Source organism: Microbulbifer maximicatervae (SeqCode) (assembly GCF_056231245.1).
In genome coordinates, this window is the sequence record NZ_CP174334.1 from 3,208,610 (window position 1) to 3,232,067 (window position 23,458).

24 protein-coding genes, 3 tRNA genes and 1 pseudogene are annotated in these 23,458 nt (G+C 46.3%); 12 read left to right on the forward strand and 16 right to left on the reverse strand.

Translation table 11 applies throughout. The features are described from left to right. Nucleotides 1–3: 3 nt before the first annotated feature. On the forward strand, nucleotides 4–696 hold the full coding sequence (locus ACJJIS_RS13875) for a 2OG-Fe(II) oxygenase (protein ID WP_413665103.1): 693 nt from the start codon (nucleotides 4–6) through the stop codon (nucleotides 694–696). A gap of 338 nt (nucleotides 697–1,034) precedes the next feature. On the opposite strand, the gene ACJJIS_RS13880 is transcribed toward ACJJIS_RS13875, so the two are convergent. Continuing rightward, nucleotides 1,035–1,214 carry a PA3496 family putative envelope integrity protein gene (locus ACJJIS_RS13880; RefSeq protein ID WP_108735213.1) on the reverse strand — a complete coding sequence of 60 codons (180 nt, stop codon included), beginning with the start codon at nucleotides 1,212–1,214 and terminating at the stop codon, nucleotides 1,035–1,037. Between the two features lie 410 nt (nucleotides 1,215–1,624). Here ACJJIS_RS13880 and ACJJIS_RS13885 point away from each other — a divergent pair. Further along, nucleotides 1,625–1,700: transfer RNA gene (locus tag ACJJIS_RS13885), tRNA-Arg, on the forward strand. A 301-nt stretch (nucleotides 1,701–2,001) separates the two neighbouring features. Here ACJJIS_RS13885 and hdeA read toward each other — a convergent pair. The 4 genes from hdeA to ACJJIS_RS13905 form a co-directional block, all read right to left on the reverse strand. Further along, complete coding sequence (gene hdeA / locus ACJJIS_RS13890) at nucleotides 2,002–2,430, reverse strand: acid-activated periplasmic chaperone HdeA (RefSeq protein WP_282933522.1); 429 nt, start codon at nucleotides 2,428–2,430, stop codon at nucleotides 2,002–2,004. Nucleotides 2,431–2,432: 2 nt separating this feature from the next. Continuing rightward, complete coding sequence (locus ACJJIS_RS13895; RefSeq protein WP_444932712.1) at nucleotides 2,433–2,660, reverse strand: hypothetical protein; 228 nt, start codon at nucleotides 2,658–2,660, stop codon at nucleotides 2,433–2,435. A gap of 108 nt (nucleotides 2,661–2,768) precedes the next feature. Continuing rightward, nucleotides 2,769–3,449: a hypothetical protein gene (locus ACJJIS_RS13900; RefSeq protein WP_444959462.1), complete on the reverse strand. Its 681-nt coding sequence runs from the start codon at nucleotides 3,447–3,449 to the stop codon at nucleotides 2,769–2,771. A 379-nt stretch (nucleotides 3,450–3,828) separates the two neighbouring features. Continuing rightward, the gene (locus ACJJIS_RS13905) at nucleotides 3,829–4,329 is read right to left on the reverse strand and encodes an HNH endonuclease family protein (protein WP_444916052.1); all 501 of its coding nucleotides are present in this window, start codon (nucleotides 4,327–4,329) and stop codon (nucleotides 3,829–3,831) included. Between the two features lie 266 nt (nucleotides 4,330–4,595). On the opposite strand from ACJJIS_RS13905, the gene ACJJIS_RS13910 reads away from it, so the two are divergent. From ACJJIS_RS13910 to ACJJIS_RS13950, 9 genes and pseudogenes are all read left to right on the forward strand, one after another. Then, entirely contained in the window at nucleotides 4,596–4,904 is a 309-nt protein-coding gene (locus ACJJIS_RS13910) for a hypothetical protein (RefSeq protein WP_444896638.1), read from the forward strand. 128 nt (nucleotides 4,905–5,032) lie between these two features. Further along, nucleotides 5,033–5,614: pseudogene (locus tag ACJJIS_RS13915) on the forward strand (HD domain-containing protein). Between the two features lie 724 nt (nucleotides 5,615–6,338). Further along, nucleotides 6,339–7,217, forward strand: coding sequence for a CPBP family intramembrane glutamic endopeptidase (locus ACJJIS_RS13920; protein ID WP_444932710.1), 879 nt, complete (start codon nucleotides 6,339–6,341; stop codon nucleotides 7,215–7,217). Between the two features lie 88 nt (nucleotides 7,218–7,305). Then, entirely contained in the window at nucleotides 7,306–7,803 is a 498-nt protein-coding gene (locus tag ACJJIS_RS13925; RefSeq protein WP_475708351.1) for a hypothetical protein, read from the forward strand. Between the two features lie 72 nt (nucleotides 7,804–7,875). Continuing rightward, nucleotides 7,876–8,493: a LysE family translocator gene (locus ACJJIS_RS13930; RefSeq protein WP_475708352.1), complete on the forward strand. Its 618-nt coding sequence runs from the start codon at nucleotides 7,876–7,878 to the stop codon at nucleotides 8,491–8,493. Between the two features lies 1 nt (nucleotide 8,494). Beyond that, nucleotides 8,495–8,803, forward strand: coding sequence for a hypothetical protein (locus ACJJIS_RS13935; protein WP_444905831.1), 309 nt, complete (start codon nucleotides 8,495–8,497; stop codon nucleotides 8,801–8,803). Between the two features lie 24 nt (nucleotides 8,804–8,827). Further along, entirely contained in the window at nucleotides 8,828–9,457 is a 630-nt protein-coding gene (locus ACJJIS_RS13940; protein WP_475708353.1) for an HAD-IA family hydrolase, read from the forward strand. 346 nt (nucleotides 9,458–9,803) lie between these two features. Continuing rightward, nucleotides 9,804–10,250 (forward strand): hypothetical protein, encoded by a 447-nt coding sequence (locus ACJJIS_RS13945; RefSeq protein ID WP_475708354.1) that lies wholly within the window; start codon nucleotides 9,804–9,806, stop codon nucleotides 10,248–10,250. A gap of 318 nt (nucleotides 10,251–10,568) precedes the next feature. Continuing rightward, on the forward strand, nucleotides 10,569–10,820 hold the full coding sequence (locus ACJJIS_RS13950; protein WP_444896630.1) for a hypothetical protein: 252 nt from the start codon (nucleotides 10,569–10,571) through the stop codon (nucleotides 10,818–10,820). A gap of 128 nt (nucleotides 10,821–10,948) precedes the next feature. On the opposite strand, the gene ACJJIS_RS13955 is transcribed toward ACJJIS_RS13950, so the two are convergent. After that, a tRNA-Ser gene (locus ACJJIS_RS13955) sits at nucleotides 10,949–11,036 on the reverse strand. Nucleotides 11,037–11,917: 881 nt separating this feature from the next. Further along, nucleotides 11,918–12,005 (reverse strand) — tRNA-Ser (locus tag ACJJIS_RS13960). Nucleotides 12,006–12,894: 889 nt separating this feature from the next. Between ACJJIS_RS13960 and ACJJIS_RS13965 the strand changes: the two genes are divergently transcribed. Further along, nucleotides 12,895–14,292, forward strand: coding sequence for an adenylate/guanylate cyclase domain-containing protein (locus ACJJIS_RS13965; RefSeq protein WP_282933535.1), 1,398 nt, complete (start codon nucleotides 12,895–12,897; stop codon nucleotides 14,290–14,292). A gap of 29 nt (nucleotides 14,293–14,321) precedes the next feature. Here the strand turns inward: ACJJIS_RS13965 and cyoD are convergent, their stop codons facing one another. The 9 genes from cyoD to ACJJIS_RS14010 all read right to left on the reverse strand — a co-directional run bounded on the left by cyoD (nucleotide 14,322) and on the right by ACJJIS_RS14010 (nucleotide 23,427). Further along, on the reverse strand, nucleotides 14,322–14,642 hold the full coding sequence (cyoD, locus tag ACJJIS_RS13970) for a cytochrome o ubiquinol oxidase subunit IV (protein WP_444912603.1): 321 nt from the start codon (nucleotides 14,640–14,642) through the stop codon (nucleotides 14,322–14,324). Next, the gene (locus ACJJIS_RS13975; RefSeq protein WP_444894403.1) at nucleotides 14,635–15,261 is read right to left on the reverse strand and encodes a cytochrome c oxidase subunit 3; all 627 of its coding nucleotides are present in this window, start codon (nucleotides 15,259–15,261) and stop codon (nucleotides 14,635–14,637) included. Before ACJJIS_RS13975 ends, cyoD begins: the two co-directional genes overlap by 8 nt. After that, entirely contained in the window at nucleotides 15,262–17,337 is a 2,076-nt protein-coding gene (locus tag ACJJIS_RS13980; protein ID WP_413665088.1) for a cbb3-type cytochrome c oxidase subunit I, read from the reverse strand. Further along, entirely contained in the window at nucleotides 17,334–18,299 is a 966-nt protein-coding gene (locus tag ACJJIS_RS13985; protein WP_444932707.1) for a cytochrome c oxidase subunit II, read from the reverse strand. The genes ACJJIS_RS13980 and ACJJIS_RS13985 overlap by 4 nt, the downstream gene beginning before the upstream one ends. A gap of 255 nt (nucleotides 18,300–18,554) precedes the next feature. Further along, entirely contained in the window at nucleotides 18,555–19,136 is a 582-nt protein-coding gene (locus tag ACJJIS_RS13990) for a hypothetical protein (RefSeq protein WP_444905836.1), read from the reverse strand. 35 nt (nucleotides 19,137–19,171) lie between these two features. Beyond that, the gene (locus ACJJIS_RS13995; protein WP_444905837.1) at nucleotides 19,172–20,704 is read right to left on the reverse strand and encodes a DcaP family trimeric outer membrane transporter; all 1,533 of its coding nucleotides are present in this window, start codon (nucleotides 20,702–20,704) and stop codon (nucleotides 19,172–19,174) included. 179 nt (nucleotides 20,705–20,883) lie between these two features. Continuing rightward, nucleotides 20,884–21,714, reverse strand: coding sequence for an NADPH-dependent 7-cyano-7-deazaguanine reductase QueF (queF, locus tag ACJJIS_RS14000; RefSeq protein WP_444905838.1), 831 nt, complete (start codon nucleotides 21,712–21,714; stop codon nucleotides 20,884–20,886). Between the two features lie 7 nt (nucleotides 21,715–21,721). After that, nucleotides 21,722–22,495, reverse strand: a complete 774-nt coding sequence (locus tag ACJJIS_RS14005; RefSeq protein ID WP_444905839.1) for an ABC transporter permease — start codon at nucleotides 22,493–22,495, stop codon at nucleotides 21,722–21,724. Next, nucleotides 22,492–23,427 carry an ABC transporter ATP-binding protein gene (locus tag ACJJIS_RS14010; RefSeq protein ID WP_444905840.1) on the reverse strand — a complete coding sequence of 312 codons (936 nt, stop codon included), beginning with the start codon at nucleotides 23,425–23,427 and terminating at the stop codon, nucleotides 22,492–22,494. The genes ACJJIS_RS14005 and ACJJIS_RS14010 overlap by 4 nt, the downstream gene beginning before the upstream one ends. Between the last annotated feature and the right edge of the window lie 31 nt (nucleotides 23,428–23,458).

Here is a 23,458-nt window from a genome sequence, read left to right on the forward strand (position 1 = left end):
TCTATGAACAATCTCGCCACCCATATCGATCCCTGGCTCGACGCTACTACTTTAATTGGCCAAGAAAGCCAGATTCACCAACAGCCATTTCCTTTCTTCGTGGCCAAGAACTTGCTGGCCGAGAACCTGATGGCATCCTTTATCAAAGACTTCCCAAAGCTTAAAGGGGCCGGTTACCTTCCCTACGATAGAAGCAGTTGTGGCACCACAATAAATGAACTGATTGAACAGTTTAGGGCTCCAGAATTCGCCGATGCTATTGGCAACAACCTGGGTATTGAGAATCTTTCTCAATACCCAACCTATGTTTCCATTAGCCGTACACTCAAGAAACGCCACGGCCGCATCCATACCGACGGACAGTCAAAAATTGCTACCGCCCTGCTCTACCTGAACCCGGAGTGGTCCTTGGACGGCACAGGCTGCCTGCGTTTCTTAAAAAGCGGCGATAACTTTGAAGATACTGCAGCCCCAGAGGTAAAACCTTCGTACGGTACCCTGGCCGCATTTAAGCGAGCCGATAACTCGTTCCACGGACACTTGCCTTTCGAAGGTAAAAGATTGGTTATCCAGGTAGCCTGGTTAGTCAGCGATGCTGACAAAAACAGAAAGGCCAAGCGCGGCAAGTTAGCTTCAAAACTCAAGCGTCTGCTGGGTTGGTTTGGAGGCAACTCTGCAGCCACACAAAATATGTAGCTACAGCCAACTCAATACCTACGATAGAGCCCGCATCCCTTACGGGCTCTGTACCTACACACCTTCTTCCCTATCTCCATAGCGCCCATTGCAAAAATAATAAACCTAACAACTTTAATTAGTGAAAATACAATACGGGGAAACAAAGCCCAACGATTTAAAAGCACAGAGAAAAGCCAGGGGAAAATAGAAGTGACTTGGGCAGGAAAGGCAAATTTTCAATAAAATCTATTAACTACGCAGAGTACAGTTTAAGCAATCCTATTTTTAGATTACTTTAATTTATTATCTGCACCCTGCATAGCTGGCCGTAGCCGTTAAAGTTTCAGCATATTTCGTTAGTCGAAATCATAATCCATTAATTCACGCCTTAAACGCTTTTCCTCCAATTTGTCTTCTACCATTCGACGTGCGTCGCGTGGTGGCTGAGAGGTAGCTTCCTTCAGCACTTCAGTTGCAATTTGTGGAATACCCACATTATCAAAATCTAGGCGTCTTTCGTTAACGTGGCCGCTCATACGAAACTCCATAATCTTGATTAGAGAAAGCAGAAATATCCTTATCGCACCAAGGGTGCAATTGCAGGTTATCCAGCTCAATCAATCGTGGTCAAGCAATAATTTATCAAGTGGAAATACGGCTTTTACGTCAAAACTTTCCAACTGATCCCCGAACAAAGCTATCCGCAAAAACCGCCATTTCGAAGTCAAAGTAGCGAAGAAAAAAGACAGATTTATGAAGGTTTTTCGAAAATTTTAAGAAAAGGGAACGACGGGAATAGCAGTAACCGAGTGGCGCCAATGTTACCCTCAGTGACACAGCAACTTGGTACGATTTGATGGAAGGTGAGTTAATGGTGAAAAGCATGGCATGACACAGGGCTTTCCACAGGCTAGAATAGCGCCGCTCTTCAGCAGTGCTGACACCCGCCCCCGTCGGTTAACAGGATAAACCACGGACCTCCTAAGTCCGGACTGGTGGTTCGAGTCCACCCGGGGGCGCCATACATATCAAGGCAAATTAGCAAACGACTGCCTTTGACGAATGCATAAACAACGCCAGGAATAACCCAGCCAACAGCACCCCACCCCAGAAGAGCCTGGTAGAACGGCTAATTGTTCTCCCCCGCCTGGCTTCGTTTCTTACAGTCTTTCCCATATCACAAATCCATTTGCCTACTTTTCGTCCATTCACCATAAATACTAACCGAAACCATTTCGCTGGTGAATCTCCATCTCAGGATAGACAAAGCCCGGCACAAGCCGGGCCCAGAACAATAGCAATGCAAGTATTGACGAACAGCGCCTACTGGTTAGTCCCGTTTGTGCCACTGCCACCATTACTATTGTTCATCTGAGTGCCATCCTGCATTTTTTTCTGCATTTTCATCATCTGCTTTTCAGCTTTGTCCTTCTTGTGGTGCATCCCCACCTTGTGCCACTCATCTTTGAACTTAGCCCAGAAAGATTCTTTTGGCGCTTTGGTGCAGGCGGTAATCACCATCGGCGTCACTTTTTCTGTGCCTTCAATATCCAGCATATCCCCCTCTTCCGTGCCTTTCTTGGCGTAGGCGGCAGCCCAATAAACTGCTTTAGGTTTAAACTCATCGTCGATAGCCAGGAAATCCGCACAGGTCCAGTCTTTCGCCGGCTTCTTGGGATGGTTATCCGCGAAGGCAGCAGAAGCAGCAAGACTGGCAATTACCAAAGGAAGAATGAACTGCTTACTTTTCACAATTAGATCTCCAAAATATCCAGGGTTATCACCCCGTGAATCAATTGCAGGTAATGTGCAATCCGCTCGCTACCCACGGGCCGGGGAGGACTGGCCGGCAAGTCACTAAAATGACTGCGACAAACAGCGAGGCAAGGAATAGCCCCGGATTCACCAGCCTTACGACAGCGGAAACGCAAGCCAAGACACTGAATAAACGAATGCTTGGCCCATTGAAAGGATAGACGCATTTTTCATTTTTTGGGGAAAATCAAAAACACTTTCTTACCCACTTGCATACAAACTTTATTGTCCAGACGCATTCCATGTGAAGAAGCAGGCTTTACCTATATACACCTTTAGCTATTAGCGGTCGGAATAGAGTTTGCTGCCTCCCATTTTTGACTGTGCCTACCCAGCCTTAACAAAGAGAAACCTAACCAAATAAACCAGACTATTTGGGAAATTCCGAATATTTCTGTAAAGATATCGTCCGGATAGATAGTCGCAATTCCCGCCACTCCCACTAGCACACCGATAAAATTTAATGGCCGGGAAAAAAGCCCAGCTTGCAATGCAGCAATACTAATTAACAAAACCCAAAGTCCACCCACCAACTCATTGCCACCACCAAGACTTTCAACCATCAAGTATATTATTCCCCAGGTATCGAAAGCCTGCTGAACACTGACTTCCATAAGCCCCAAAGCATAGGCGAGTCCTATATTTGCGATCATACCGCTCGCTATGACAAGGCCCACCCAGACTGCTCCAAACAAGGATGCCAATGCAGCAATCTCCCTCCTCTTACTTTTTAGCTTTTCATATAAGCTAACTACCACACAGCCCAGTAATATCGCAAAGACCAAGTACATTAGGGTATAGGCAATATTAAAAATCAGTTGATTTTCTGCCAAGAATGTCATTTTTTCTATGGGGCTCCCATCCGATGGAAAAGACCAAAAAGCACCAAAGAATACAAAAGCACTAATATAAATTAACCCCATGCCAAACGCCGAGATACCCGCAACTCTATCCATAGCTCCCCCCTATCATCTTTTAACTCAATTTAATGCCCGTAAATATCGCTTCAATTATGTAACCCAAGGAAGCCAAATTCGTAACACCCCACCCTATCTAAGCGGCAAGTAATCGCAGAAATGAATATTCAGCAGCAGAAGAAAATCACAGTGCTTTAACTGAAGTGTACATTAATGCCATTTCTGACTAGCGTTCATACCAGGACCTGTAGGTTAGGTGGATAGCTAAATATCACTATTGCCAACTAACCCGAAGGAGATAATAGGATGGGGAGCAAGGAGTGAAGGATCTAAATAATCAGGAGATCAGTGATTTCCATCAGGAGCCGATTTACTTAAAAATCAGCTCAATGTCAGCTCTAACGGTAGAGTGTCGTATTCAGTCGCCAAGCCGATACTTACGGGCCACAACCTCAAACTGACGGATATAAATGGCTTGGGCTGGCTTATAGGGCGGCAGCCACTGATCGGGCCCTTTATCTCCCTTACTGCGATTGTGGCCATCATCAACCAGCCACAAATTTGCAGGGTCTTCTGCAAAAGCTTTGCGCTGCTCCCGGCTCCAACTAGCACCACCGTACTTATGAGCCCAAGATAGCGGTACTATATGCTCCACATCCAGATCCGAAGCTTTTTCAAAAAACTGTCCCGTATAGGGGTCCATCCACAGGCCTGTAACCACTGTACAGCTCTTCTCATTGCTGAAGGCAACAGGAGCCAAAGAGAGACGGATCAATAGCTCCTGACGAGTATTCTGGCAATCACCATCGACATCAGACCACCGTGGCAACCACTCACTTCGATCATAAGATTGAGGGGTTACTTCATAACATCCGCTGAGGGTCAGCATGGACACTATTAATAAAGACTTAAGTCGCATAAAGCTAAACTGCGGCTAATTACTGCTGGGGGAGCATTTTGATTGTAGTTTAAGGGCGCGTCAACAAGCACTTTTCTTAACACAAAATTTATTCGAGGATATAAGTAATAATCGAACCTGACAGAGATACGGGTTATTTAGCATGTGCAAACCTGTAGTAGTAAAAATATACAAATAGCGACAATTTATCGATACTGTATATACTTAAACCAATAAAATTCGTTAGCAGAACAATTCAATACATCTCAACAGCAATAGCGAAATGCATGAAAACAATAACAACTTTAATCGTAGGATTTTTCCTTGGGGTAGGTTCCACTACCACCTTCCTTAGCTTTCGAGATTCCGGTACATCTGAAGTCTGGACTTTAACAAAATCGCTACAGACTAACGAAGGCATGATAATCCCAAGTGGTACACATTTTATAGTACATAAATACATGCCTGAAGGCTATGTATCCCTAGATCTTAACGTGAATGTAGAAGGAGTGACTCTAAAAAATTTTCACAAAAAAACTATAAATAAAAATCACTTCAGATCTCCTGTGTGGGCTGAAGAAGCAGTAAACAATTGAATCAGCATCAGCCAGAGGGAAACTGTGGCGTACCATATAATATCTTTATATCAAAGCCTAAAAATACTCCAACAAAGACTTATATAATTCAGTTTCAATAGAAGATCCTACGTGAGAAGCGAAGTAGAATGAGTGATATTGAAAAAATCATAGAATTTGTTATCGAAATTGAGAAGCTTAAAGCTGTCCTGAGGCAAACAAAGCCAGTCGGTATAAATCGTTACGAGAACTCAGCAGAGCATAGCTGGCATGTCTCCTTAATCGCACTTATGCTCAAAGACTACGCCAATGAACGTATTGATATTAGCCGCGTTGTTAAGATGCTATTGATACATGACCTGGGTGAAATTGGAGCAGGTGATCAAATTGTGTATCAACCACTCACCGACGAGCAACAATTAAGTGAGACCCAAAGTCTAGCGCAAACACTATCGATATTACCGGACAAGCTCTCAGCTGAATTTATAGCTTTATAGGAGGAATTTGAGGAAGGCGTTTCACCTGATGGTAAGTTTGCAAAAGCGATTGATAGAGTACCTCCACTACTACATAACATTTATGGTAACGGCCATAGCTGGCAGAAACACAATATTTCCAAGGAACAGGTTTTCACTGTCAACTCAGAAAAAATAGCAGGTGGCAGTCATAAATTGTGGTCTACTATAGAGAAAAAACTCCATGAAGCAATTGAGAGTGGAGCTTTAAAGTGATCAGAAGGCATCCATAAACTTGTATACAGTAATGCTACGAGTAGAATGCACTACTCTAACAGTGAGACAATTATAAAATTTTACATCCAGCTGGTACAGAGGTGCATATTAAATTAAAAATAGCAAGCACCTGAAATTATACCTTTAAGAAAGGTTTAACTTTTTACTACTTCTACTGTACTTACATCCCCTCAATTTCACCACCCCCTTAAACAAAGATCAAGCATAGCTGGTAGGATATATATTCTCATTCAAAAGTTGACTTCCACATGAAAAATAATACCTACCCAGTAAGCGGTTGTTAACAAAGACACTTCGAGCTGCGCCTCGAACTACCAAACAAAATAGGCCTACCTAAAGCTAGACTCTTTAAACCTACAAAGATTGATCAATATCTCTGGATATCTCACAAGGGATACCGTTAATCGAATCTACAAAAGATGCAATGTGTCGTCTGGTAGACTTAAAGCAGCCAAGCCAAATAAAAGGTCAATAGGTATGAGTTCGAAAAGCAGTTAATAAGCTATTCCTTCTACATTTAGAATAGATAATTTAGAGAGTGTAAAATTCACCTAGCCTCAATAACAGTACTCTGCAGGGCAACCTTCAAAACCTTAAGCCTCTTGTAATCCCCACTCATTAAAAGTACAAGAGATATCCTATTTCGCACATAGACATACTGCAGATTAGCCATTTTAAAGATGGCACGGAGTTAACGATCTAGATGAAAGAATCGCTGAGCTCGATCAAAATTATCGCTGTTTTTTTAATTCTCACAGCGAGCCTCTACCCTATCGGATACTGGCTAATTTTTCACATGGAAAGCGCAGTACCCTTAATGCTTTCTGTTGGGCTTGCCACGGTCACAACATGCTTGATATTCAAGAAGAGTCTGGGCTCCTTAGGATGGTCTTGGGGAAGCTGGAAATATCAGTGGTTAAGCTATTTGGTACCCTTGGGCTATGTAGCAGCTGCCTACCTTATTATGTGGATCTTAGGTTTCGGGGAGTGGTATAACTCAGAATACGTTACGGCACTAAGAGAGGGGTATAAAGTAGATGCCTGGAGTGATACCAGTGTAATCATCTTTAGATTCTTAATTACTGCAAGTATCAGCTTTATATTGATACTGCCTGGAGTTTTAGGAGAGGAGATTGGATGGCGTGGATTGCTTGTACCTGAGCTCTCAAAGCTTATGTCCTTCTCAGGGATCGCATTAACCTCTGGGTTTACATGGGCCGCCTGGCATTGGCCCATGATGGTAGCAGGTGTCTACGGGAATGAAACAGCCCCTCTCAGCTATCAGTTGTTTTTCTTTACGCTAGGCTTAATGTCAATGTCAGTAATCATGACTTACGTAAGATTAAAGACTAACAGTGTTTGGCCTGCCGTTATTTTCCACATGAGCCTCAATGCATTTATTCAAAAATTCTTCAATCCATTGACCCTACAAAGCACAGATTCAGGTTGGTATCTCAATGAATTTGGTATGGTTTTACCTGTAGTTATTTTTTGTATCAGCATTTATTTCTGGAGAAAGGGCCAACAAGAGTTCGGCTCCGCTCAATCTGCAAGCGAACTGCTGTCTCCACAAAAATCTTGACGTAGCGCCATAGATGTGTGACAGAGGCTTGGATTAAGAACAATCATGAGTTTTGGGCAATTTTACCGCAGGCATATAGAAATACATTATGGATAATGAAGTAGATATTTTTGCTCCAGTTACTGATCTAGGAAAAAGAGATGCCCTTGAATGCTGGAGATGGCTAGTTGGCAAAAAGGCCTCCATGTGTCTTCTGACCTCCATGGGGGATTTATTCTTCAAAAGGAAGGAAGGCCTACTGAACAAGGAACGTGTATATTTCCTAGATACTGGCACAGGAGAAATGGAACTTGCCGCTAAATCCTGGAGTACATTCCGAGAGATGATAGCAGCAATGAAAGATATTCCGGGCCACTGGTTTAAATATAGATTATTACTTGAGTTAGTGGACCAACCATTAACTCAAGGTTGTTGCTATTCACCAATCCGACCACCGATAATGGGCGGGGAGTACATTACAGAAAATTATCAATCTATATCTTGGGAAGTTCATTTGGATCTGCTTGGGCAGATATATGAACAGCTTAATGGCCTTCCCCCAGGAACACCAATAGCTAGTATAAGCTTAAAAATTGAAGAAGATTGAGAGGCCACCATTCAAAAGGGTTATCCCTAAATCCAGCATTTAAATCTATAATTTATGTCAGGACTTGTCCTTATGATAAGCATTGAGTTTTTGATTACCTCTTTTATCGTTGTGTTGATACCGGGAACGGGAGTTCTATATACAGTTGCTGCGGGGCTATTCAAGGGTAAAAGGGCAAGTATTTCTGCAGCGTTAGGTTGTACGCTAGGCACCATCCCCTCTATCCTTGCTTGCATCATGGGGCTGTCCGTAATCATTCATACCAGTGCATTAGCATTTCAGCTTGTAAAATATGCAGGGGTCGCGTACTTACTGTACTTAGCTTGGTCAATGCTTAAATCCAGCAGCTCCCTGACTCTAGAAGAAAATCAAAAGAAACAGAGTTTAACTTCAATTGCTTTCAAGGGATTTATGATTAATATCTTAAACCCAAAGCTAACCATCTTCTTCCTGGCATTCTTACCCCAGTTTATTCCCTCTCAAATACAGAACCCCGTAGATAGTATGCTGATACTTGGACTTGCCTTCATGGCTATAACCTTTCTGGTTTTCATTGTTTATGGCTTACTAGCAACAGTCATTCGAAATTATGTTATTCACTCAGAAAAAATTAGCATTATCATCCAACGAGTCTTTGCTGGCAGCTTCGCAGCTTTAGGACTCAAACTCGCCTTTACGAGCAGAGATTAACATGTCTTTAACTTGGGTTGTTATTGGTTCATTTCTCCAACTATCATTTTCCAGTTTTCTTTTTATGATGGCTGTATTTGCTGTAGGCGGCATTAATAATAGAAGAAACTTATCAAAGATCTCATCATTCATACTTGCGGCCTCCCTGTATTTCTTACCCTCATTAAGCGTACTTGCTACCGGCATTGTTATATACCAATACAACCTCGGAGGGGACGCCTCCTCTTATTGGTGGCACTTCATGCCTGTTGCGGCGGCGGCTTTATATATGATTTATATAAACGCACTATGGAAAAATAGCGCAACATGAAAAAAATCAATACGAGCTTCGTCCGTGAGTAAATGCCTACTTTTTGATAACGACGGCACCTTAGTCGATAGCGAACATCTCTCCAGTATTGGCTTAGCTATGATGTTCGAAAATTACGGAGTAAAACTAGATGCCGATGAATTGGTCATAAAATTCAGAGGTTGGAAACTGGCAAGCATTCTATCCCTATTAGAAGAAGAGAATAATATCAAACTGAAAAGCAATTTTGTTGCAGCTTATCGCGATATAGTCACAAAAATCTTTACCAGAGAGTTAAAACCTGTTGAAGGTGTAGCAGACGCTCTTGAGGCACTTGATGGTGAGAAAGCGGTAGTATCTAGCGGCCCCCTGCAAAAAATCAAGCATGCATTAGATATATGTGGGCTATCTAAGTATTTCGGAAATAATTTATTCAGTTCATATGAAGTAGGCATATGGAAGCCTGATCCAGGCATATACCTACATGCCGCAAAAAGTATGGGTTACCATCCTGAGAACTGCTCCGTTATAGATGATGGACCAGTGGGAGTTCAGGCTGGTATAGAAGCAGGCATGAAAACTTACTTTTTTAATCGTCTTAACGAGGAATCTAATACAGTTGGTGTAGTGTCCTTTCAAGCGATGAGAGAGTTACCAAAACTAATAGGTAACTAATCCTCCAAGAACACTATACCTTTAGTTTATTAACATCATTCATTCAAGCTTATGCTACAACCGGTCATCATGGGCGGCAGAGGAAAGATGATTCCCGACAAGCAATATCTATTTGGCTCTTTGTCCATGGAGGTACAAATTAGCCATTAATAATAGTGCAAAATACAGACAGAAAACCTATCATTCCATGCCTAACAGGATGTTGGTTTCACACGACACCTCTAGCACTAACCCTTATACCCATCCTCACAAAACCTACATCTGGCTACAGTAAGAATGTTCTCAAAGTTATTTAAAAAGAGTAAACCACGAGTCTATCTGGATAAAATGATTGTCGTCTCACAGAATGAATTTAGTAAGATTGGTGCTTGGGGGGGCTTTTAAGGGCGAAGATTTAGAGGCGGGCATTCGTCATAGGCTGGTAGAAATTTTCTCCTTACCACATATATCGAGTCGAATAGAACTTAAATCCAATGATTTAGCACTAGAGGTTGTAGTCTTAAAAGTAAGAGGGGGTGAGTTTGACACCGCATACTTTGGAGAATTTGGCGCAATGCCTGTATTCTGGCGGCCAAAGATTGAAGTCGCAGCTCGACTCTATTACGCCGACTCCAATAAAACACACTCCTCTTATAGGGCTCGAGAGAAAATGCCATGGAGAGAATATTTTTCAGGAGTATTCAGCCTAAGAGGGATGCTCAGACATAGGCCTGTTTTTGGAGCAAAAGAGCTAGAACCTATTCTCTATAGAGCATGTGAAAAGCTGCTTGCCAGTATGGTGAAGTCAGTATGAAATACTGTAGATTTAGGCAATCCGCTACTACTTACGGACTTATTTTTTCCTGCGATAGAGATATCACGGCCCTAAGACAGGATATTAAAGTAACCAGGACTTTTGAGAGTTGTCGAGAGGGTGATTTTTAAGTATAGCCAGATTTGCAGATAAGCTACTAGACTGAAGGGGCTTATCAACCCCATACCCTTCCAAACTTAATAATAATATTAAAAGACCCACTTGAACTGGCCTTGAAGTAACAATTAGGCACGGCTTGTGAAGGGTACTGCACTAAATCGTATACTTAACAATAACCTTAACTTTCTGGTGATTGTAATGCTCAAAATCAAAGAAGCCGCCGCTTTTATCCTAGTCGCGTCCCTGATGGGGTGCTCCTCAGATACTCCAGAGGATCCCAAGCCCACCACACCGGTCGGTTCAGACAAGGATGCCCACGGGTGTATAAACTCAGCCGGCTACCTTTGGTGTAGTAAAACTAAAGAATGCGAACGACCGTGGGAACTTGCAGAGAAGGCTGGCTTTGCTAACACTCCCAGTAATTTTGATGAGTATTGCGGTAATAAATAGGGTCTCTGCCTCGCAGCCTCCTCCGACTATAGGAGAAAACGGTGGCAACTAAGGTCTTTGATACTCAAGACTAAAGAACAAAAGCTTCAGAAATAAAAAAGCCCGGCATAAGCCGGGCTTTTAGATGATGGCGGTGAGGGAGGGATTCGAACCCTCGATGCCTTGCGACATACACACTTTCCAGGCGTGCTCCTTCGACCACTCGGACACCTCACCAAATTGTCACCCTCTGCGAGGGCATTCCGCCTTAAAGCGGCCTCTCTTTCCAGCAAAACCCTTAAGTAAATCAATAGGATAGCTGTTATATCGTCAAGAGAGTGCGCACTTTACCCAAATGTCGAAGAAAATTCCAGTGGAATCTGGGGTGAATGTGTACTTACCTTTTTCTTAGTGCTCATGCTCAGCTACTAGCGGCTTCCCTGGGGGGCTACATAAACCATTGGAGGGCACCCTAAGTATCTCCTACACCACCGCCAAACTGCCAACTTTGTTTGGAAAAAGCTTTGCGCCCGTCCCTGTTAGGGTTTGTTTATTGCGTTATAGCTGATTGATACCAGCAGTGTAACTCTCACTTATATGACCGACGGCACAAACTTCCAACAAGCCACTCTAAATGAAAGAAAAAATAGGAAGCAGAGAAGGTTGTTGAATAAGAAGTTTTTACTCAGCAGGTACAAATTTCATTTAGATAATTTGCCTCAATAAGAGCCAAAATATAAATATGTATGAATTTAACCCTAAAAAGTAGACAGTGGAGCTGCAGGCAGAAGCAAGGAGAAGAGCTAACTCGCAGTTAAAATTCCCTCAAAACCAACTTAGCCCACAATTTAGACAGCAGGGATAATAGCAACAAAAATGAGGATCTATATAAAATACTACAGCAGAATGAGTAAAGAGGCCTTTGTGTACCCCCTTAAATCTAACAGCCCGTCAATTATAAACGCAGTAGTATTTGGCAAACCCTTCTAAGATGAGATCCCCCCTTAGCAAAGCCCAAAAATCTCTGGGCTGACGAGTAGAATCGCCAAAAAAGACATAGAGAAACCAATCGAAAGGCAGAAACAAAAAAGCCCGGCATAAGCCGGGCTTTTAGAAGATGGCGGTGAGGGAGGGATTCGAACCCTCGATGCCTTGCGACATACACACTTTCCAGGCGTGCTCCTTCGACCACTCGGACACCTCACCAAATTGTCACCCTTCGCGAGGGCTCTCCGCGTTGTAGCGGTCTCTCTCTTCAGCGAAATCTTCAAGGAAATCAGGAAGATAGCTGCCGTGTCGTCGAGAGAGCGCGCACTTTACCCAAATGTTCCTTGTTGTGCAAGCACTAATGCGAAAAAAGTCTCTCTGGCTGTTAAAACGGGGCATCATGAGGGAGCTCAGACTATCCGCTACAAGTCACCACGGCTATTTGCCCCCTCAAATGAGCCCCTCAGCTATCGCAGGTTTGGTGGCTAGACTCTGTGAGTCGTTTGACCCAGGCTCTATATTAGTCCGACCAGCATTAGTTTTCCGGCCTGCTCTGCCCCTCCAGTTCTCCAATATATGGGCTGTACAACTTATGTAACCCCTTGACTCAAAGGTGAATATAAGCCCGGCTTTATCTGAGGCCGATACCCACCCCCTTAAAGCAGCTATAGGAAAACTTGCCTTTTGCTGACACCCCCCTTTTCCCTTCACCTGGTACAAGTCGCCCGGATTCCTGAGCTCAGATTGATCTAGGTTAATAATGTCGGAAAAGCACCCTGTCATAATCCTTGGCCTGCTGTAGAGTCAGTGGTCGCTATCTATATAAACCTTGATACGCAAAGCCCTAAGGTACCCTCCCTGCCTAAACTGCAAATCTGCCATGAAAATTGGGAGGTTCTGAGGCTGGAGGTGCGGTAATATCACTGGCAACAACAACGAGAAAAATATCACTTGCATGCACAGTTTTTTCGCATTCTGTTCCTCGGAAGAGTAAACTGCGCTGCTGGAGTCACGGCGTGGCTATACGGTGGATGGGGAAATCGGAGCCACCCTATCGCCAACGCGCAAGGTGTTCACTTTCTGCTCAAACGGACAAAGAACAACACAAATGCAGGACCAGCTTGAGGAGAGCACGGGGCGGAATGTTAACCCTCGCTACTCCACCTATTTTCGCACCCTGATTTTATTTGCCGCTGCCGGTACCCTGGCAAACGCGGTGAATTGGGATGCGCCATGGCAATCAGACAAGCTGGTTATTACCGGATCTGCTCTTTTTATCATTGCTTATACCGCTCTCGCCCAATTTATCCTCTACAAAACTGGCGATAAAAAAGCACTGAAAACCCGCCGCTGCCTTTCTTTCCTGGATACAGTACTGATCGGCATCACCATATCCCTGGCAGACTTCAGCATGCTGCCCTCGCTGCTGCTGGTTACCATGGTCCAGCTGAATGCCCTCACTGGGGGCGGCGGTGGTCGCGCTTGGTTTGAGCACAATACCGGCTTATTGGTTGGGGTCGTTATCGGGTACCTGATGCACGAGCCATCTCTGCTAGTGAGCGCTGACCTCACTATCAGCACCGTGAGCCTGATCTGTATTCTGGCCTATTTATGCGCCTATGCATTCTTTACCCACCGCCAGATTGGCCAGCTTAAGGAAGCCAATCACTCCCTGATGGTTGAGCAACGCGTTAGCAAGGTTCGCTCCTACAAGCTTTCCAAGTACCTGCCACAAAAGCTGTGGCGCTCTGTCACTACCGGGGATGAAGAAGCTCTGGTGACCCAGCGAAAGCTCCTCACCGTTTTCTTTTCTGACATCAAAGACTTTAGCCAGCTCACCGAGGAGTTAGAGGCAGAGACCTTTACCCAGCTGCTCAATAATTACCTCTCTGAAATGGCACGCATCGCTGGGCAATACGGCGGCACTATCGATAAGTTTATCGGCGATGCGGTAATGGTTGTTTTTGGGGACGATGAGAGTAAAGGACCAAAGTCAGACGCTCTGCGCTGCGTAGCTATGGCCCTGGCGATGCGTAAACGCGTACGTGAAATGAAGCAGGAATGGTATAACAAAGGTATCTCGCGCCCCCTGCAGGTTCGTATGGGTATTAATACCGGCTACTGTACTGTCGGCATTTTTGGTACCGCCAACTACCAGTCTTACACGGTGATGGGTACCCACGTTAATCTCGCCTCTCGATTGGAAGGCGCCGCCCAGCCGGGAGAAATCCTGATTAGCCACGAGACCTGGGCCATGATCAAACACACAGTAATGTGCCGGGACAAAGGGCACATCACTGTGAAAGGTATTAGTACCCCGGTGAAGGTTTACCAGGTTACTGATCTGCGTAAGAACCTGGGTGGCCAGCAGAGTTACTTGGAGGAGCATGCCCCCGGATTCTCAATGCATTTAGACCTGGATAAAATCCGAAATTACGATAAGGAAAAGGTTTTACAGTCCCTGCAAAAAGCAGCATCCAACCTGAAGAGCAAAGTCATTATCTAACTTTATAAAAGGTGCGTAAGCGTAAAATTCTACATAGTAGTATGCATACGCACCGCCAGATTCCCCATAATCCAGACTGTACCCAACACAATAATCAAAAGAATTAAGCTAGAGAAAAGGATTAACGCCAGGTTATCCCTCCGGTCCCGCTGGGTCGTTACGTTCAAGAAATATTTTAATTGCACCACCAGTTGCGCAACCCCTAGTAACGCAACTAGAATCAAAACACTTTTATTCTCCCTTCCGATCGTCAGCACTGCGGCAAAAGCCGCTAGAGTGAGCACAATAGACAGGATATAACCTGTGATATACAGCCGCAGGTGTTGTGCAAAAGTCGGTTCTTTAGCCATAGACCCAGCCACCGAAATAAACCACGGAAAAAATTCCGATCCAAATCAAATCGAGGAAATGCCAGAATAATGCCAGGCGCAGAAAGCGCAGCTTTACGACATCCCCCAATCCCATAGTGAAAACCTGAACGATCAAAACGATCATCCACAGACAGCCGAAAGTGACATGGAGACCGTGCAAGGGCACTAAGCCAAAAAAGGCTGACAGGTATCCACTGCGCTGTGGCACACCTCCCTTCTCGGCCATCCCGGCAAAGTCGTAAAGTTCCAACGCCAGGAAGCCCATACCCAATAACAGGGTTATCACCACCCAAAATAGAAAGGCAGCGCGACTGCGTTCATGCTTAACAATAACTGTCGCAATACCCGCAGTGAGGCTGCTGGTTAGAAGAAGCATCGTTTGGGCGAACAAGCTGCCGAAATCAAAAAGTTCCTTCGGGCCCGGCCCTCCGGCGGTAGCGCCCACCATGGTGATATAAATCGCAAATACCACCCCAAAGAAAATCAGGTCGCTCATCATGAAGACCCAGAAGCCAAAGATCACCATATCGGGATCTCTGTGGATGGCTTCGTGGGGATTGATACTGCCCGGGCTTTTCGGTGAAGAGACGGGATTCATTTAGATCTCCAGCTTCGCAAGGCCGACATTTCGCGGGGAATCTTCCAGGTCCCGGCTCACTGCCTCGCTCTTCTCGACCAAGGCCAACCAAGCTTCCGTATCCTTCTCTAACTGACTGGCAGGAATAATATATTCCGTTTCTTTGCGGAAGGTGGCCGCGATAACTGCAACCAAAATGGTTAATGCGGAGATCAGTGCAAGCCACCAGATGTACCAAACCAGGGCAAACATCAAAATTCCACTGACAACGCACAAAATAAATCCGAGAGGATTATTTTTAGGGAGCTCTATGTCTCGATAGACTTTAGGCCGCTTATAGGCTTCACCGTGCTCCTTAGCCTCAGTAAATGCATCCCGATCAGTAACCTTGGGTATTTCAACAAAGTTATAAGCCGGTACTGGAGCGGGAGAGTTCCACTCCAGGGAGCGACCATCCCAAGGATCACCTACAGGAACCTGGGTTTTCTTTCGGTCCCTGATACTTACGATAAATTGAATAACCAGCGAAATTAACGCCGCCAGAACAATCATTGCGCCGATAAAAGCAACGATCATGTACGGCTTGAATGTGAGATCGGCATAGCTGAATGATCGTCTTGGCATCCCCAATAAGCCGGCGCCATAGAGCGGGAAGAATGTCACCATAAATCCTGCAAACCAGAGATAGGCTGAGCGTTTACCCCATTTATCATTAAGGCGGAAACCAAATGCTTTGGGGAACCAGTAGTTGTACCCTGCCAAAATTCCAAACAACACGCCGGGTATCAGAACATTGTGGAAATGCGCCACCAAGAACAGTGTATTGTGCACTTGGAAATCGACAGTGGGGTTAGCCAGGATAACGCCGGAGAGGCCACCAATCACAAACAGGATTAAAAATCCGATGGCATAAACCATTGGAGTGGTAAAACGTATTCGACCGCGATACATGGTCGCCATCCAGTCGTAAACTTTCACTCCGGTCGGCACCGCGATCAGCATAGTCGCTATACCAAAGGCAATATTAATCGTCGGACTCTGCCCCATGGTAAAAAAGTGATGTAACCACACAGTAAAGGACAGGATCGCAATACACATGGTGGCAATCACCAGGGATTTATAGCCGTACAGGGTTTTTGCCGAATAGGTGGAAAAGACCTCGGAAAAAATACCATAGGCTGGCAGCACCAACAGATAGACCTCAGGGTGACCAAAGAGCCAAAATAAATTGGCATAGTTCATCATATTTCCACCGAGGTCATTGGTGAAGAAGTGGAAATCCAGGTAGCGATCCAAGCCCAACATTAAGGCGGCAACGCTGAGAGGTGGCATTGCGAAAATCATTAGAATGGAGGCACAGAGTACGGTCCAACAAAACAGTGGCATACGGAATAGGTGCATTCCTGGACCACGGCATTTATACACGGTGACGGTGAAATTAATCCCCGTTAATGTCGTCCCCGCCCCAGAAAATACGATCGCCCATATCCAGTAGTCAGGCCCAACCCCAGGGCTAAAATCCGCCCCCGTATAAGGCGGATAAGCCGACCACCCCCCAGTAGAAAACTGCCCCACCACCAGAGAGACCATCAACAAAATACCGGAGGAAACTGTCACCGCCAGGCTGATTTGATTAAGTACCGGGAAGGCCACATCACGGGCACCAATTTGCAGCGGCATAGCGAAATTAATAAGGCCCACCAAAAACGGAACTGCCACAAAAAACACCATTATGGTGCCGTGTGTACTGAACAACTGGGCAAAGTGATCTGCATAGAGGAAGCCTTCCGGTGCGGCGGCTTGCTGGGCACGCATTACCATCCCCTCCAGCAACCCTCGAACCAACATCACGATCGCAAAAGCGATATACATAATGCCGATTCTTTTGTGATCAGTGCTGGTCAACCAATCCCGCCAGAGTGTTCCCCAGACTTTAAACCAGGTCAATAAAAACAGGATTCCCACTGTTGCCAGTATTACTATCGAGCCCGCCACACTGGCAACGGCCTCACTGACTGAGGGCCGCTCAAGAAACCCGCTAAATACCAGAGAATCCCAATTGAGCTTACCCAGCCAACCGTAATCCAAATTGTTCATGGCTGCGCTCCCTCGGCATCATCCTCGCCTCGGCCGAATTTTCGGGTGCCGGGCTGCTCTTCTATGCTCAGCGGTTTACCGGAGTGATAACGCATTACTATTTCATGAAAAAGGTCTGTGCCCGGCAAGTTAAAATACAGTGTATTTTCTGGCATCTTGCTATTTCCCAAGACTTTGTATGCTTGTTTTTTGGTATTTCGCTGTGCCAGGCGGTTATAATTTTCAGCGTTTAGGACAACCCCTCCAGCTCGCACACCTTGGACCCAAGTCTCGAAGGATTCATCATTCACCACTCGGACGACAAATTTTTGATCAGCAAAACCATCGCCGGTATATTGGGTGTTCTCTCCCTCCGTCTCTCCCGTCTTGGATGCAATAAAATTAAGCTTTGTGGTCATTCCCGGCATCACATAAATCTGCCCTGCCAGTGCAGAAATAAAAAACGACTGCATTACAGTATCACTGGTCAATATCATTGAGACTGGAGTGTGTACGGGCACAACCAATTCACCGACTGTTGCAATATCCAGCTCCGGATAGATAAACAACCATTTCCAGTCGAGCCCCACTACCTGCACTTTTACCGGGGGAACAACACCCTGGATTTCCTTGTAGGGATCGAGCCGTGCCGTTGCACGCCAGAGCATCACTGACAACACAATAATGACCAGAAATGGCACACCCCACATAATCACTTCCAGCGGGCCATAAGTTTCCCATTTTGGCGCGTAAAATCCTCGACCTTTTTTCCTCCGGTATTTGAACAGGATCACTGGGACCAAAATAAATACCGGGAGAACGGCGACCATGGTAAGTGCTATTGCCCAAAAGAAGTGTACTTTCTGCTCTTCCGCCACTGGACCCAGTGGCATCAGAAAGGTTTCAGAAGCAATGGCTGAATAAGGGATTAATATGACTGAGAGAAAAACTGGCAGGAAAAATAGTGTTCGCAGAGTGTGCATATCAACACACCGCCACCATCTTAAATACGCTCGCAAAAAAACCACAGGGGCTTTTAGATTCCAATCCATGGTAAAGCCTACCGCCAAAAGTAGTTAGCCGGCATCTATTCCTGCTAACGCTTTGAATTCCCTTTCGAACCATTGAACGCGCACTCTTTGATAGGCCCATCAACGGTTTGTCTCACCAGAATAGCTGAATACAACAGCTCTATTGGCCTGGAGAAAGGTTCGATAAAAATCACGATAAATTAGCGGCTATAAAACGCCATTGCCAGACATAGTGCGAATCATCACCTCTACAAACTCGCGTAAATCTCTCTCATTGGGATGGCGCAGCTCCTCCCCTGAATACTTGTATAAAAAAGTATCCGACTGAACCGACCAATAAACTTCGTCACTGGGCGCCGAATATAAACGTGTCTCCACAACAGCAACCTGGGAATTGCGGATATTCGGGTTGATCCGTTTTAATGCCAACAATTGGGTAACCAATAAAGTGTCAAATCCCCTCTCCCGGAGCAAGGGTGCAATCTCCCCCATTGAGGGAACACCAGTTATTGCCCCCAGAGCACTCCAGGAATGCGCATCAATACCCGTATCCTGCAGTTGCATGACCCACTCCCTTTCTACCTGCCCACCGACTATCGGCCTCGGTACCAGGGTATATGCGAGTACCAGGGTTTTTCCTAAGCTTTGAATACCAATATATGGGGACTGCCATACCCGCGTAACCACGGTACTGGCTGAAGTCCATCCGAGTAGAAGAGAAATCAATGAAAGGCTGCATAGCAACCTAATAATTCGAGCTTGAAATACCTTCTCTCGTTTTACTCGCATATACCTGAACACCTCTTTTAAATACATTGCTGTTTTTAGAACGTCATTCGGGTCGTAAATTGTGTCCGCACCAGAGACCCCCTATCACCATTCTTGTCTTTGCGAGCGCCGTAGAGCACCTCGATTCCAGTCAGCCAACGGGGAAAGGGTAACCAAACAATATTGATACTGCGGTATTGGGTTGCTTTGTAGGAATCACCGGGTTGGAAGTCCAGATTATCCTGTCTCACCCTGCCATAGGTCGCTACGGTATACAGGCAAGGAGTCCACCAGTGCTGGTACCCCAGATACCAGGCTGTAGTGTTTAGTGCCTCTACGGAGTTATCAAAAAAATCATAAGCTGCATCTGGTGGCGCGTCATTAAGTAGACCGCTATATCCCGCACCGAGGGACAAAGAGTAATAAAGAACATCCTTGGAAAGTACGCCGGGCATATTGAAAGTGCCGCTTAAATTTAATCCCCAGCCGGTAGTTGATACGGCTGAATCCGGATCGCCACTCGCGCGCAAATCCCTTAATACCAAACCCGCTTGTACCTGGGACCTAGGCAAGTCCGACTCCAGCGCAAATACCGCATCGGGCCAGCGGGCAACCTCGGTTGCATCCTCGAATATTTGTGAGTCCGGCGCTTCAATAGCCACCTTAAAGTAATACTGTGGCCCGTACCTCTTAATCCATCGGACCATTGAATGGCGCAAGCCAAATGCCGAATTAGGCCCCTGGAAATCCAGGGTATTGGGGACCGCTTCCAAGTTCGCAAATGTTGACCACTGCTGCCCCACAAGAATACTGCCCCCCCATAGCGCATTGCTCACTTCTCCATAAGCTTTGCGCATACGGGGATTGGGAGTGGTAACACTGGAGTCCTGCAGGAAGTCCATCGAAATCAGGGTTTTAAATTCACGTCCCTCCCAGTGCTGCAGGGTCTCAAATACCAACCTGGAGGTTTGCACGGTAAATTCTGTCTGCCCGTCTGCTCCCTCTGCAGCCGTTTTGTCGAAAGTCACAATATCGGCAGGTACAAATTGTGCGGGGCTGATGATCGCGTCGGTATCATAATTGACATCCAAGTCCGCAAAGCCACTGATCTTCGCTTTCATCGTATTTCCCAACAAAGGAATGGAGCCAGGCCACTCCGTTGTCGCATTGGCAATCACATCTTCGATATCACTGGGGTCAGGTACCGCCTGATCAGACTGGGCCCGCGGCGGAGGCAGCGAACCAGGTGGAACTTCCTGGCGTATTTCCTCAATCTGTCGCTGTAAATCATTCATGTCCTCCTTGCTCACCGGTGCTTCAACGGGCTGTACAGGAGTTACTTCCAGAGACGGTCGGGATGGTGGTGCCCGTTGCATTTGCTCAATTTGCCGACGCAGGACTTCGAGGTCTGCCTGTTGTTTCTGAATCTGAGCCTGCTGCTCTTCCAGCTGCTGTTGCTGGGCCTCAATCACCCGTATCAGATCATCAGCTTTAACATAAACTTCTGCAGTGGAGGATTGGGAAAAAAGAAGTGGGGCAAAACCGATTACTACGGCAGGAATTACTGGGGACTGGGTATTAATCTCCATCTGTCAGCCTCAACTCCACCTCCTGTGGGGCGGCCAACACAACTACACTGTCGGTTTCCCCGGCCTATCTGGAAAGCGTAGCTTAAGAGTCCGCAGCGCCAACCCAGGCCGGCACCAAGCAAAGATTGAAATTGAAGGACCGTACCACCGGGGACTCCGGTGGCACTTAAGAAAGGAAATTACTGACGGGCAAAACGCGAAGGCATACGTTTCTCAATGCGAGTCGATCTCAGCGGATTAATATCCAAGCCGCCACGGCGGGTATAGCGGGCACATACAGTTAACTCGGTAAATTCCGCCAGCTGTTGCAAGTCGCAAAAGATACGCTCGACACAGTGCTCGTGAAAATCCTGGTGTTCGCGGAAGGAGACAATATAAGCCAACAGTGCCTCTCGCTTTAGTGCCGGTCCTTTATAGTCCACAACCACTGTCGCCCAATCTGGTTGTCCCGTTACCGGACAATTACTGCGCAGCAAGTGGCTATAAAGAACCTCACTCACATCTTCCTCACCGCCTTCGAGGGCGAGGAGTGCGGGGTCCGGTTCGTAATTATTCACTTCTATATCGAGATGATCCAGACAGTAGCCCTCTGGCTTCTCAACTGCCAGCGCTGCATCTTCCACATCCATCAGGGTAACGCCGACATTTGCCCCCGCCGCTGCAGAGAGATCCCGCACCAGGGCATCCTGTACCAATCTCCAGGATTCAAACTTGCTCTGGTTGAAAGAGTTTAAATACAACTTGAAGGATTTTGACTCCACCATGCAGGGGCTTTCCGCAGGAAAACTAAAACGAGCCACCGCCACCTGTGGTTTGCCCCTGGGGTTCAGCCAGGAAAGCTCAAAACCCCACCATTCGTCCTCTCCAAAGAAAGGCATTGCGCCGGCAGAAAGCCCCAACTGGGCTCGGGATACTGAGCGCTGAATTGGATGGAGCAACTCGGGGTTGTAAGTGGATTCGTAGGTGGTCTCCTGCCCCAGGGGGAGGTTTTGCCAGTCTTCTCTTGTCATAAATTTCTCAATGTCTCAGTCGCTTACCGTGGCTCATCAGATAAATGGCCCAGGATGCCAAAAGCGTAATAAATACCAGGACGCCAAAAAATGCCCCGGCAACATTAATATCGGAAACACCCAAAATGCCGTAACGGAAGGAGTTCACCATATAAAGAATGGGGTTCAATTTCGACAACCCCTGCCAAAAAGGCGACAGCAGGTCGATAGAGTAAAACACGCCTCCCAGGTATGTGAGGGGAGTTAATACAAAGGTCGGAATAATAGAGATAGCATCAAAACTATTGGCAAAAATAGCATTGATAAACCCAGCCAGGGAAAACAGCACCGCCGTCAAAAATACAATCGCTACCGTGACAAAGATGTGCTCTACCGTCAGTGAGGTAAAAAACATCGCTACGAGAGTCACTATCAACCCCACCATTAATCCCCGTGACACGCCACCGAGTACATAGCCCGCCATAATCACCCAATTCGGCGTTGGCGAGACCAGAAGCTCCTCCACACTGCGCTGAAATTTAGCGCTGTAAAAAGACGAAACTACGTTGGCGTAGGAGTTGGTAATCACCGACATCATGATCAAACCCGGCACAACAAACTCGATATACGGATAGCCCCCCATATCACCAATTCGCCGACCAATCAGGGAGCCAAAGATCACAAAGTACAGTGACATAGTGATTACCGGCGGCACCAGGGTCTGCGGCCATATACGCATAAAGCGCCGGACTTCCCGACGGTAAATAGTGCTGAATGATATCCAGATTAATCTGCCCTTCACTCTTCTAGCCCCGACATTTTTTCTTCCGACAACATGGACAGGAACAACTCCTCCAAGCGATTGGCGCGATTGCGCATACTGGTGACTGTGATGCCCTGCCGCTGCAATGACGCAAATACCTCGGTCAGAGATTGTCCCTTTTCAATAGTGACTTCCAGTGAGTGATTGTCCCGCAAACGCCCTTCATAACCGGACAAGTCCGGGCACTCAGTGAGAAATTCTGCGCAATCCAGGATAAAGGTTTCCCGGTTCAGGGTTTTCAGCAGTGACTTTATCGAAGTATTCTCGACAATAGCGCCCTTGTCGATAATCGCTATATTGCGACAGAGGCTCTCGGCTTCCTCCAGATAGTGGGTGGTGAGAATAATTGTGGTGCCCTGCTGGTTTATTTTTTCCAGGAAACTCCACATGGAACGCCGCAGTTCTATATCCACTCCGGCTGTGGGTTCATCCAGAATCAGTAATTTCGGCTCGTGAATCAGCGCGCGGGCAATCATCAATCTGCGTTTCATACCACCGGAGAGCATGCGCGCCTGGGTAGCGCGCTTATCCCACAGGCCCAACTGCTTCAGGTATTTCTCAGTGCGTTCTTCAGCCAGTTTGCGCGGCATACCGTAAAAACCGCCCTGGGTAACGACAATGTCGAACACTTTCTCAAACTGGCTGAAGTTAAATTCTTGTGGCACAACACCTAACAGGCGCTTGGCCGCAGCAAAATCGACATCGATATCCTCACCAAAAATCGACACTGAACCACCGCTTTTGCGCACCAGGGAACAGATGATACCGATGGTGGTGGACTTCCCCGCCCCATTGGGACCCAGCAGCGCAAAGAAGTCTCCCGGCTGCACGTCAAAACTGATGCCTTTCAGGGCCTGGAAACCATTGTCGTAGGTTTTCTGTAAGTTATGGATCGATAGCGCAGCGCTCATCTTGCACTCCTATAGTGGGGAGCGTTATTCA